This is a genomic window from Muricauda sp. SCSIO 64092, assembly GCF_023016285.1.
Classification (GTDB): Bacteria; Bacteroidota; Bacteroidia; order Flavobacteriales; family Flavobacteriaceae; genus Croceivirga.
The window spans coordinates 1,621,370-1,633,991 of sequence record NZ_CP095413.1 but is presented as its reverse complement, the minus strand read 5'-3'; the positions used below and the strand labels follow the sequence as shown (position 1 = coordinate 1,633,991).

General features: G+C 45.8%; 6 protein-coding genes and 1 tRNA gene. 1 reads left to right on the top strand and 6 read right to left on the bottom strand.

The window, feature by feature from the left end; translation table 11 throughout:
* Positions 1-31: 31 nt before the first annotated feature.
* Positions 32-943 (top strand): RES family NAD+ phosphorylase, encoded by a 912-nt coding sequence (locus tag L0P88_RS06830; protein ID WP_247133854.1) that lies wholly within the window; start codon positions 32-34, stop codon positions 941-943.
* Positions 944-1,560: 617 nt separating this feature from the next.
* On the opposite strand, the gene L0P88_RS06825 is transcribed toward L0P88_RS06830, so the two are convergent.
* From L0P88_RS06825 to dnaE, 6 genes are all read right to left on the bottom strand, one after another.
* On the bottom strand, positions 1,561-2,049 hold the full coding sequence (locus L0P88_RS06825) for a hypothetical protein (RefSeq protein WP_247133853.1): 489 nt from the start codon (positions 2,047-2,049) through the stop codon (positions 1,561-1,563).
* Positions 2,050-2,135: 86 nt separating this feature from the next.
* Positions 2,136-6,113, bottom strand: a complete 3,978-nt coding sequence (locus tag L0P88_RS06820; protein WP_247133852.1) for a leucine-rich repeat protein — start codon at positions 6,111-6,113, stop codon at positions 2,136-2,138.
* Between the two features lie 416 nt (positions 6,114-6,529).
* Positions 6,530-6,603 (bottom strand) — tRNA-Asp (locus tag L0P88_RS06815).
* Between the two features lie 120 nt (positions 6,604-6,723).
* Positions 6,724-7,653: a DUF58 domain-containing protein gene (locus L0P88_RS06810; RefSeq protein ID WP_247133851.1), complete on the bottom strand. Its 930-nt coding sequence runs from the start codon at positions 7,651-7,653 to the stop codon at positions 6,724-6,726.
* Positions 7,654-7,718: 65 nt separating this feature from the next.
* Positions 7,719-8,039 carry a thioredoxin gene (gene trxA, locus L0P88_RS06805; RefSeq protein WP_158776575.1) on the bottom strand — a complete coding sequence of 107 codons (321 nt, stop codon included), beginning with the start codon at positions 8,037-8,039 and terminating at the stop codon, positions 7,719-7,721.
* Between the two features lie 194 nt (positions 8,040-8,233).
* A complete protein-coding gene (dnaE, locus tag L0P88_RS06800; protein WP_247133850.1) occupies positions 8,234-12,622 on the bottom strand; it encodes a DNA polymerase III subunit alpha in 4,389 nt (1,462 codons plus the stop codon).

Genomic DNA, 12,622 nt, shown 5'->3' with positions numbered 1-12,622 from the left:
CCCGACATGTTCTTCAACAGCCAATCCAATCATGGACGTGACGGAACTTCTTGATTTTTTCCAGGAACTGGCAGACAACTTTGAGGTTGTTGGAACCGGGGAAAGCCTAAAAAACAAAATTCAGGGTAATTGGAGTTTTTTTGCAAACCATCAAGTTGCGGAAAAAATTCTGAATCACCTCATGCCGAAGCTTAAAACAGCTATATCGAATGCCAATAGTTCAGTAGACTATATTCAAGAAATCAGGGATAATTACAGCTATTGGGAAACGCTTAAGGAAGAACTAAAATGGTCCAATCGTTTTCTTTCAAATTTGGACCAATTACTTGAGTTAGGTTGGGATGGTTTCTTTAACACCCAATACCGCTTGACCTCTTCCACGGAATTGTTCCGGGCTAGAGTTCATCATAAAAGTGGGAACCCAGCCTTGAGTCCAACCGAAATGTTCTGTCCTCCTCCCGATATTGCGAAAGGTGGTCGTGCTAATCCTTCGGGAATCCCATATCTCTACTTATGTGATAATATGGAAACAGTATTATATGAAGTGCGGGCTTCCTATTTGGATGAGTTAAGTATTGCTACTTTTCAATTAAAGCAGCTGCCTGACGGGGTGATCATTGTGGACTTTACAGAGGATACCCCTTTGTTCCAGCCAGAATTAGTGCGCGAAACTATAATGTCCAAATTGCTCAGAGACAAAATTAGTCAAGACCTATCCAAGCCTATGCGGCGATATGATTCGGAAATTGAATACATCCCAACGCAATTTATTTGTGAATTTATCCGTACTTATACTGGGGCCAGTGGAATTCGGTTTTCAAGTTCCTTACATCCATCGGGAAAAAACATTGTTATTTTCGACCAAAACCTCATGGAATGTACAAATGTTATATTGCACCAAGTTACCACTGTCAATTTGGAAAGTACAAAATTGAAAACTTAGAAAGGTTATAGCTCTTTTACTCGGGAAATTAGAAATAAAAAGTAAGATGAGCTAAATAGATCCAATAATCAACTCATATTTTTATTGTTTTTGAGCCGAATAAGAACTCTAATCGGCTCATAAAATAAAAAGTGGTTGCCAAAACCACATAAAATTATAGCCTGTTGCAAATTAAATTTCCTTACTTTTTACAGAAAAGCCGAGTTTTCGTGCTTGTAAAAAAGAGCCAAGTTTTTACAGTCCTTACGCACATGAATACATTTTAATGGTCTTTTTAGGAGGATTTGGTATTTTAGTATCAATAACCCATTCCCCAATCCTGTCAAATGGTATGCCCCCCACTTATATAAGTACCCCCTCCCACTTGTACAAGTACCCGGGGGTACTTCAATTGTTAAAGCCTCCTGTAGCTTTGTCAGCTAGGGTACTTGCCTAAGAGGGGAGGGGTACTTCATTGGGGCAAGGTCCCAGTAGATTTGTCAGTCCAGCCACTTGTGGTAGTAGGTGCGCCGGATAGATTGGCACCCTGTCCCGCCTTTTTGGTAGGCTATCCGAGTATTTTTGTGCCCCAGGCCATTTTTTTTGACAATACGCCCACCTTTTTTGCCAATCTGTTGCTATTCAACAGTATCTTCTGCGGTATCGGCCCTGGTGTTCATGCTTTGGGTAAATCTGGCCTTTAGGAGTTCGTGGGCGCTTTGGGCGCCTTCCATCGGCATTTTACGGGCGGCATCGGCAAGGCTATAGACCGACAGTGCCACCCGGTACACTTCGCTGCCCACAATGGTCTGGGTGTCCTTTAACTGGCGCAACAGCCCTTCCAGCTCCAGGATGATGGGATCCAATTGCTCGAACAGGGTAAGGTCTTTGCGGGCCTCTTCTGCCGTTAAAGCACCCGGGACCCATTGGGGCTTGCCCTCCAGGATATGGATACTGTCCTCTGCAAAGATTTTGTTGGCGCTGTTGATCTTGGGCAGGTTTTTACGTTCGTTGGGGGTCAAGTTCTGTAAAAATCCCAATTCACTCTTTAAGGTGGTAAGACATTGTTGTACACTGGTGATCTCTTTACTGGTAAGTACCTTACTGATTCTGTTGTTTTCGTTCATTTTGGTTCTTGTTGTTTATGATTGTGTATTTGGTTTTATATGGTTGGGGGGAGCAACTCCCCCCAACCATTTCAGAAGCGGAATAATCAGTAATTGATATAGATCATTTTTGCCTCGTGGCCCAGCCCCGATTCGTTGTAGTCGATCACACATACATAGTTGCCAACGGGCACCAGCCCGCGTTCATCGGTGCCGTCCCAGGCATCGCCGGGTCCGCCATAATGGGCACTGAACAGCAGGCGCTGGCTCAGGTCGTATATCCTCACCACGTTGTTCCCATACCTTTCAAGGCCGTGAATCACCAAGGTATCGCCAATGCCATCGCCGTTGGGGGAAAACCCCCTGTTGAAATCCGCAAGGGACGAATCAGAACCGGGCCCACAATTGCCGAACACGGTCACCATGGCGGTGGCCGTGGCCGTTCGGTCGCCCAGGGCAGCGGTAAGGGTGACCATCACAGGGGTGCCCACATCGTCACAGCTAAGGGTATCTATGTCCAGGCCAAGTTCGAAGGTGCTACCGTCACAGCTATAGGATCCATTGTCCACATCATCTGGCGAGATGGTGGCCCTTCCGTTGGCATTCAACTGCACGGCAATGTCCCGGGCAATGACCACAAAACTGTTCGGATCCGCTTCCACGGCCACCCTTGCGCTTGCCGGCAGATTGGTGGAATTGGGCATGTCCACTGCATTGGCAGGGAGATCAATGGTAACGGCACTGTTACAGGATGTCGGGGTGATTTCCACGGTATATAGGGAACCGCTTCCCGTAAAATGGTTTGCCACGGCATTGCCCAGATCAATATCGTCGATGGTAAAACCCGTCACATCCAGATCGAACCGAATGGTGACCGTAAAGGCGGATAGATCAACCGGTTCCGTCGGTGCGTCTATGGAAACGCCAATCCCTTCCCTGATGGACCTGAACCCTGTCCACCCGGCATCCTCGTAGTTGGCCCTGATCCTTCCGGCAGGAACACCCATGGGAACGATCAGATCTATTTGTCCACGGTCTGCATTTGTAAAGGTGTTTTCTTCGATCGATGGGGGGACGAAGGGCATTGATACCACCGTGGCAAGGTCCGGGTTGTCGGTAAAGGCATTGGCACCGATACCGGTAACGTTTTCGGGAATGATCACACTGGTCAACAGGTTGCCCTGAAAGGCACCATCCCCGATATCGGTAACGTTCCGACCAATCGCCACGCTGGTCAATTCGTTGTAACGAAAAGCACCATTGCCGATATCGGTAACATTTTCGGGAACGGTCACACCGGTCAATTGGTTGTCAGCAAAGGCACTGGCCCCGATACGGGTAACGCTTTCGGGAATGGCAATATCCTCCAAGCGGTTATCCGCAAAGGCAAAGTCCCCGATACTTTCCACACCGTCCGGTATGGTAAGGGCGCCGGTCAGGTTTCGTCCAATAAAGGCGTCCCCGCCAATCTTGGTGACCTTGAACCCGTGCCCCACATATTCCACGGGGTCGAATATTTCCAAAAGAATACGATCGTCGTCTTCATTATTTATTACGGTAACCGTGTTGGTGGGGCCGAATGCGGTTACTTCATATTTGATAACGGCGGTGTTGGCGTCACGTTCAACGGTAAAGGTTTCCCCAATAGCTACTTTTGCTTTGATGGATTTAAATTTAAAGTCGTCCCAGGCCGGTACATAATTATCGAATCCACCCGCGCCAACGATCACATCTATTTGGTCACGGTTTGCAAAGGTGCTTTCTTCGATCATTGTGGGATCGGCGCGCTTTAATTCCACTTTGGTAAGGTTTGGGTTGCCCGAAAAAGCATTGGCGCCGATACGGGTAACGCCTTCGGGAATGATCACACGGGTCAATTGGCTGTTCTGAAAAGCACCGGCCCCGATACCGGCAACCCTAAAGTCAAGGCCCTCATTGGGTTCAATGGGTTTGGTTACGCTCTCGGGTATGGTAAGGTCTCCTGTTGTTGTGTTGTCCGTTATGATGACCGTGTTGGGATTGAATTCCGCTACTTGATATGTGATACCATTGACTGTAAATTCCTCGCCAATTTCTCCTACTTCCGTGATGGATTTAAAACCTCCCCAATCATTACCGGGGTGTAAATAGCGGTATTTGTTCTCACCGGGATTGGTGCCTCTGGGAACGATCACATCTACGTTGTGGCGATGATCGCCGTCGGGTAAATCATCTTCTGGAAAGTGTACAATAATAAAGGCTTCATTAGCGAGTTCTGGGGGATGGGCATTCTCCATCACAACTCTGGAAAGCTTTTCGTTGTTGCCAAAAACGCTTTTCTCGATAATCGCTACGTTTTCGGGAATGGTCACACTCTCCAATTTATTCCCATAAAAAACACCGATCTTAAGAGTTTCCAGATTGTTTGATATGGTCACACCGGTCAATTCGTTCAAGGAAAAAGCACCAAACCCAATATCGGTAACACTGTTGGGAATTTCAAGATGTCCAGTTAATCCGCTGTTCTTAAAAGCATTTGTTCCGATCTTTTCCATATCCTTTGGTATGATGATCTCGCCCAATTGGTTGCCCTCAAAAGCACTTTCACCAATACTGGTAACGCTTTCGGGAATCTCCACACTGGTCAATCCGTTGCCTAAAAAAGCATTGTCCCCAATAGCGGTAACAGTATAGGGCACCCCATGAAACACCCTATCAGGTATGACCACATCGAGCGGGCCGATGGTACTTCTTCCGATCAACTTCACTGTTCTGGGCAGAGGGGGGGTCTGTGTGGTGTCAAGGTCCTGGGTTACTTGATAATGCATACCATCTTTCGCAAAGGAAACATGCGGATAGGTAAAGAAGTCGTTAACGGTCAGTTCTTCTCTAATGTTATGCAAATTCCAAGAGTCTGCGTTTTTATAATTATTTCTGGCACCCCTGGGAACGATTACAGTTATTTTGCCAAAGTGTTTGTCATCTTTCTGTTCAAAGACACGAGTACCATCTAGAGTTGGGGGATCAGAGCTCTCTACCCCTACTATCGTCAAATTGTTGTTATTCGCGAAAGCGGTTGGCCCAATTTTGATCACACTACTTGGTATGGTCACACTGGCCAAGGCGTTGCGATTAAAAGCACTTCCCTGTATTTCGGTAACGCTTTCGGGAATGGTCACCTGGTTCAAGTTATTGTTAGCAAAAACACCTCCCTCAAGGACCTGTAATTTGTCCGGTATGTTCACACTTTTCAGCAGGTGGCCTGCAAAAGCCCGCTGCCCAATACGGGTCACACTGTTCGGTAGGGTCACACTGTCCAAATAGGCGCCGTTCTTTCTTGAATTAAAGGCGTCATTCCCGATACTTTCCACACCATCGGGAATTTCAAGATGTCCAGATAATCCGCTGTCCCTAAAAGCCTCTGCTTCGATGTGGGTCAAACTGTTCGGTAGGGTCACACTGGTCAAGGCATTGTCTTTAAAAGCCCCAGCCCCGATATGGGTAACCTTATATTGAATACCCCCTTTGGTTATGGTTTCGGGGATGTTTACACTGGTAGCTGTCCCCTTATAACCCGTAATCCTTACCGTGTTGGTACCAGCTATTACTTCATGTTCGAAATCATCGGCCCCGGCGATTTCTTCTTCCGTGATGGATTTGAAACCTGTCCATCCAAAAATACCTTCATAAGCAGTTATGCTACCTTTGGGAACTATCAGGGCTATTTCGCTTCTGTCACCAAATGCACTTGGATCAAGGGATGGGGGAGGATTGGCGCCCTTTGCCACCACTTCTAAAAGGCCCGGGTTGTCGGTAAACGCATTGGCACCGATACTGGTAATGCTTTCGGGAATGGTCACTTTGGTCAAGTCGTTTGCCACAAAAGTACCAGGCCCGATACTGGTAACGGTAAAGGTATCCCCTCCATTGGTTACGTTCCCGGGAATGATAAGGTCTCCCGTATTTGTATTGCCCGTTATGGCGACCGTGTTGGGACCAATTACTTGATATGTGATGTCTTCAACTGTAAATGTCTGTCCATAGCTCTTAAGGCCCATTAGCACCATACAAACGGTGCATGCTATTAATTGTAATTGTTTTTTCATAATGCTGTTTTTAACTTTTGAATATTAATTAATATGAAATATTGACATACTGAGAAAAACATCCAAAAATCAGTGCCCAACCCCTTTAAAATTGGGATGTAACAGGGTTTTTCTGGGATTTTGGAAAAATAGCTTACTTGGGGTAAGGTGGATAAATTATCCGCGGGTCAAGAATGTCCAATAACAAGGTCTACTACCAAAACTTTGCACAAAGCTAAATTTTTTGTTGGCGGTCTGTACGGGATTGCCACCTCGCCTCGGGCTCGGTGTCGGCCCAAGGGGTGGCCCTGCAACAATCCAAACCCCTTTACCAACTTCGTTGGTATGTATTTTTTAGTTTCTCAACTTCCAAAAGCCAGCTTTTGTATTTCGAAACTAAAAAACCCCTCACTTACGTGAAGGGTTTTACTTCGTTGCGGTCTGGACGGGACTCGAACCCGCGACCCCCTGCGTGACAGGCAGGTATTCTAACCAACTGAACTACCAGACCAAGGATTTTATCTTTAAGAAGACTCCTGCAACAGCGGGATTCAAATCTTGTTACCGTGCTTTGAGTTAAGCGAGGGCAAATATACCTACATCTTTCGGTTTGGACAAAACTTTTTTCCCTTCACACAAATTTTTGCCGTTCCACCAAAAAAGTATTCAAAACCGTGGAGAAATTGGAACGGATATCTACCCCAACATAGCGGATTTTATACTGCATGCACTTTAGTTTTAGGGCCTGTACATAGTCCTCTATTCCTTTTCTGTAACCCTCCCGAATGTTTTCGGCATGCAGATCAATATGCTGTCCGGTTTCCACATCAATAAAACGTCTGGGGGAATTGTCAAAATCAAACTGTTGTTCCAGTCCCTTATCCAACAAATGGAAGAGCACAATTTCATGCTTGTTATACTTTAAATGGCGTAAGGCTTCAAAAAGTTTTTCTTCCTCAACTTCGGTCTGAAACATATCCGAGAAAACGAAAATCAAGCTCCTGCGATGTATCTTTTCGGCAATATGATGTAGAAATTGGTAAGTCCTGGTCCGTTTTTCGTCCGTTTTTTCCCGAACCAATCGATTGAGCTGGGACAACAACATCTGAAAATGGCGCTCACTACTTTTTTCCGGGGCATAAAAGCTATAGGTATCGGCATAAACGCTCAAGCCCACGGCATCCCTTTGTTTTTTCAATAGGTTCATGAGGGCCGCAATGGCCAATACCCCAAAACCAATTTTGTTCAAATTGCCCAGCTTAAGATTCCTTACTTCCGGATAGTACATGGAAGCGGAATTGTCGAGGATCATATGGCAACGGAGATTGGTTTCCTCTTCGTAGCGTTTGGTGTAGAGTTTATCGGTACGGGCAAAAAGCTTCCAATCAATATGTTTGGTACTTTCCCCTGTATTGTAGATTTTATGTTCCGCAAATTCCGCGGAAAAGCCATGGAACGGACTTTTATGGATACCGCTTATAAAGCCTTCCACTACCTGACCGGCAAGGAGTTCCAGGTTCTGGAACAGTTGTGCATTTTGAAGTTCCGACTTTACATCCATGGGTATCTAAGATAAAAAAAAGGCCTGGCAATCACCAGACCTTTCCTAAATCTTATTGTTATAACTTAATTCAATGCCCCATCAATGGCATCCGTGTACGCTTTTTTGGGAGATACCCCAACTTGACGGCTTACAATCTCACCACCTTTAAATACCAATACGGTGGGGATGTTCCGTACACCATATTTGGCGGCGAACTGCTGGTTGGCATCTACATCCACTTTACCTACAACGGCCTTACCATCATATTCCTGACTTACTTCTTCAATGATTGGGCCTACCATGCGACAAGGACCGCACCATGCTGCCCAAAAATCCACCATTACAGGCTTATCGCTTTTTAAAACTACTTCATCAAAAGTTGCATCTGTTATTTCTAGTGCCATTTGTTCAAAATTTATTGTTCGCAAAGTTAGACAAATATCTTTCGCTTTCCTTACACGCCCTACATTTCTTTTGTCTATACAACTATTTCCTCATTCTATAGTTTGGCCTTTGATTATTAGGGATATATGTCAGTGGAATGTGTTCACACTTTTACAGGCAATTGATTTATTCCTACGCGCATCCATTAAAGGGTTTAATTCAACTTATACAGCACTTCCTGGGCTTCAAGTGTGCTCAACAATTCACTCGATATATTCACTTTTTGCTTTCGGCTGGACAGGTTCAACTTTATCTCTTCCTCCATCTCATAAATAATGAAACCAATAGGATGATTGCCCTTATGGGAGGTAAGCGTTTTTTTGAGTTCCCTGATCCGTTTTTCCTGAAGTGTGGATACATTGAGTTTGATGGTCAGTTTTTTGGCATAGGTTTCCATGACATCCTGAAGTTGCCTGAACTCATTAAACTGTAAACGCGGTTCCCCCTTTTTTCCGGTTTCACGGTTCACCCATCCTTCCCGTACAAATACCTTGATATGGATAAAGGAGTTGATCATTAAAAAATGACGGAATTTGAGGTATTCCTCCCCAAAAATCCGAAACTCATGGGTATCCGTATAGTCCTCAACGGTAAAGAGTCCCCAGCCCTTTCCATTTTTGGAAACCCGGTGTTGCACATCGGTAATTACCCCGGCAAAGGTCAATTCCCTATTGACATGGCCTTCCAATTCTTCTTTGAAGATGGAAATACTGGTGTTGCAAAAGGCCGTAATTTCCTTTTTGAAATCATCCAGGGGATGACCGGAGATGTAAATTCCGACCACCTCTTTTTCACGTCGTAGTTTTTCCATGGTACCCCAATCCTCGCACGGTGGTACAATGGGTTCGGGAATTTGAACTTCACTGGCTTCCCCAAAAAGGCTTACCTGGGAGGAATTCTTGTTTTCCTGAAATTTCGCCCCATACTTGATGACCTTCTCCAAAAAACTGATGCCATCCCCTTCTTGATGGAAATACTGTGCCCTATGTGTCCCTAAAAAGGAATCGAACCCTCCGGCAAGGGCCAAATTTTCAAAGGCTTTTTTATTTGCTGAGCGTAAATCAATTCGTTTGGCCATATCAAAAACGGAACGGAACGCCCCATTTTCCTTTCGTTCGGCTACAATGGCCTCCACCGCGGAACGCCCAACACCTTTAATGGCCCCCATCCCAAACCGAACGGCATTGTCTTTATTGACCGCAAATTTGTAGTAGGATTCATTGACATCCGGTCCCAATACATCCAAGTCCATCCGTTTGCACTCTTCCATAAAAAAGGTCACCTGTTTAATGTCGTTCATATTGTTGGAAAGTACCGCCGCCATATATTCGGAAGGGTAGTGCGCCTTTAGATAGGCGGTTTGGTAGGCGATATAGGCATAACAGGTAGAGTGGCTTTTATTGAAGGCATAGGAAGCAAAGGCCTCCCAGTCTTTCCAGATTTTTTCAAGAATCTCCCGGGGATGTCCATTTTTCTCCCCACCATCCAAGAATTGGGGCCTTAACTTCTGTAGGAGTGCAAAAATCTTTTTCCCCATGGCCTTTCGTAAAACATCGGCATCGCCTTTGGAGAAGCCCGCCAGCTTTTGCGACAGCCGCATGACCTGTTCCTGATAAACCGTAATCCCATAGGTATCCTTTAAAAACTCCTCCATTTCGGGGAGGTCATAGCTGATTTCCTCGTCCCCATGTTTTCGGGCAATAAAACTGGGAATATATTCCATGGGTCCCGGTCGGTACAGGGCATTCATGGCAATAAGGTCATCAAAAACCGTAGGTTTTAAGCTTTTCATGTGTTTTTGCATTCCAGGGGATTCATACTGGAATATGCCCACGGTTTCCCCTCGCTGGAAAAGCGCATAGGTTTTTTCATCATCCAACGGAAACTCATCGGGAACCAGTTCCACTCCCGTTCGTGCCTTCACAATTTTTACCGTATCCTTGATAAGTGTCAGGGTCTTTAAGCCGAGGAAATCCATTTTTAACAAGCCGGCATCCTCCACAACGGAGTTGTCAAATTGGGTCACATAAAGTTCAGAGTCCTTTGCTGTGGCCACGGGCACAAAATTGGTAATGTCATCCGGGGTAATGATTACCCCACAGGCGTGGATACCCGTATTGCGTACCGAGCCTTCCAATACGCGGGCCATATTCACGGTTCGACCTTCCAGATCATCCGTTTCGGCGATGTTGAGCAGTTGGTTGATCTTGAGCATATCATCGGAACGGAACTTTTTCTTCAATTCAGCTTCATCCTTACCAAAGATTTTGCCCAGTTTTCCCATGGTGGGTATCAATTTGGCGATACGATCTGCATCACCCAAAGGCAAATCCAGTACCCGTGCCGTATCCCTAATGGATGATTTGGCCGCCATGGTCCCGTAGGTAATGATTTGTGCCACCTGATTGGAACCGTATTTATTGATGACATAGTCCATGACCTTTCCGCGGCCCTCATCATCAAAATCTATATCAATATCGGGCATAGAAACCCTATCCGGATTTAGGAACCGCTCAAAAAGCAGGTCGTATACAATAGGGTCTATATTGGTGATCTTTAAACAATAGGCCACCACGGAGCCTGCGGCGGAACCACGTCCTGGACCCACGGAGACCCCCATATTCCTGGCCTCTCGGATAAAATCCTCCACAATTAAAAAGTAGCCGGGATAACCGGAATTTTCAATAGTGGCCAATTCAAAATCAATACGTTCCTCAATTTCTAGAGTGATCGTTCCATACCGTTCTTTGGCCCCTTCATAGGTGATGTGACGGAGATAGGCATTTTCACCGCGTTTGCCACCATCTTCCACATCTTCGGCCACCTGAAATTCCACAGGGATTTCAAATTTGGGCAACAGGACATCGCGGGCCAGATCGTAGCCTTCCACCTTATCGATAATGTGCTGAATGTTGGTAATCGCTTCGGGAAGGTCCTTGAACAATTCCTTCATTTCCTGGGAAGACTTGAAATAGTATTCCTGATTGGGCAGCCCATAGCGATAGCCACGACCCCGTCCAATCGGGGTATTTACCAATTCCCCATCCTTAACGCACAGCAGGATGTCATGGGCCTCCGCATCCTCTTTGTTGCCATAATAGGTATTGTTGGTAGCCACCAACTTCACTTCGTGCTTGCGGGAAAAGCGGATCAGCACTTGATTCACCCTGTCCTCATCTTCCTGTCCGTGGCGCATGGTTTCCAGATAGAAATCTTCCCCAAACTCACCTTTCCACCAAAGTAGGGCTTCCTCTGCTTGTTTTTCGCCAATATTTAAGATTTTGGAAGGTACCTCTCCATACAAATTGCCGGAAAGGGCAATGATATCTTCCTTAAACGCACTAATGATGCCTTTGTCAATCCTTGGTACATAGTAAAATCCATCGGTATAGGCCAAAGAGGCCATTTTGGCCAGGTTCCGATAGCCGTTTTTGTTTTTGGCCAACAGCACAATTTGGTAGCCGTTGTCCTTGACCGATTTATTGCTATGGTCTTCACAAACAAAAAACTCACAACCGATGATGGGTTTTATTTCGGTGCCCGTTGGTTCTTCACCATTGGCAATGGCTTCTTCGTTTTGTTGTTTTATGGATTTGTTGTGTGCTTTGACCTCTTTGACAAAATGAAAGGCGCCCATCATATTTCCGTGATCGGTAAGCGCCACGGCTGGCATTTGGTGTTCTGCGGCCAATTTTACCAAATCCCTGGTACCCATGGTGGACTGTAACACCGAAAATTGGGAATGGTTGTGAAGGTGCGCAAAGTCGACCTCCGCCAGGTCCTTGATGTTTTGTTGGAGATCAATTTGTGAAGCGCCCCCCGTATCTTTTTCCCAAAGGGCATCGGCTATTTTTTTGGACGCTTCCCTTAAGTTGATGTGCTTTAATCCGATAAGCTCTATGGGCGTTGGATTCGCCTTTAAAAACCGCTCAAAATAATCGGGTTGTACATCCAACTGTTCTTGGGTAAACTGCTGTTTGCGAACCAATTCAAAGAAACATCGTGTGGTCGCTTCCACGTCAGCAGTAGCATTGTGCGCTTCGGCAAAAGGTTCCCCAAAAAGAAATTCGTGAAGCTCCGTTAAGGTGGGTAATTTGAATTTCCCTCCACGGCCGCCGGGAATTTTACAGAGTTCAGCTGTATGCTCGGTACAGGTATCCAGGACCGGTAATTCCTGCAATGGATTTTCAACATCCGACCGATAAAACTCACATCCCATGACATTAATGTCAAAATCCACATTTTGACCTACCACAAATTTTGCCTTGGAAAGGACTTCATTGAACTTTTCCAAGACCGTCTGCAAGGGTACCCCTTCCTGTTCGGCCAGCGCCGTTGAAATTCCGTGGATTTGTTCGGATTCATAAGGAATATTGAACCCGTCCGGTTGTACCAGGTAATCTTGATGATCCACCAGATTTCCCATGGCATCGTGCAATTGCCAGGAAATCTGAACACAGCGTGGCCAGTTGTCCGTATCGGTTATGGGCGCATCATAACGTTTGGGCAGTCCTGTGGTTTCGGTATCAAAGATGAGGTACAT

Coding starts and splice junctions, on each gene's coding strand:
- L0P88_RS06820 (WP_247133852.1), bottom strand. CDS start 6,113: ATGAAAAAACAATTACAATTAATAGCATGCACCGTTTGTATGGTGCTA.
- L0P88_RS06810 (WP_247133851.1), bottom strand. CDS start 7,653: ATGGATGTAAAGTCGGAACTTCAAAATGCACAACTGTTCCAGAACCTG.
- L0P88_RS06830 (WP_247133854.1), top strand. CDS start 32: ATGGACGTGACGGAACTTCTTGATTTTTTCCAGGAACTGGCAGACAAC.
- dnaE (WP_247133850.1), bottom strand. CDS start 12,622: ATGTACCTCATCTTTGATACCGAAACCACAGGACTGCCCAAACGTTAT.
- L0P88_RS06825 (WP_247133853.1), bottom strand. CDS start 2,049: ATGAACGAAAACAACAGAATCAGTAAGGTACTTACCAGTAAAGAGATC.
- trxA (WP_158776575.1), bottom strand. CDS start 8,039: ATGGCACTAGAAATAACAGATGCAACTTTTGATGAAGTAGTTTTAAAA.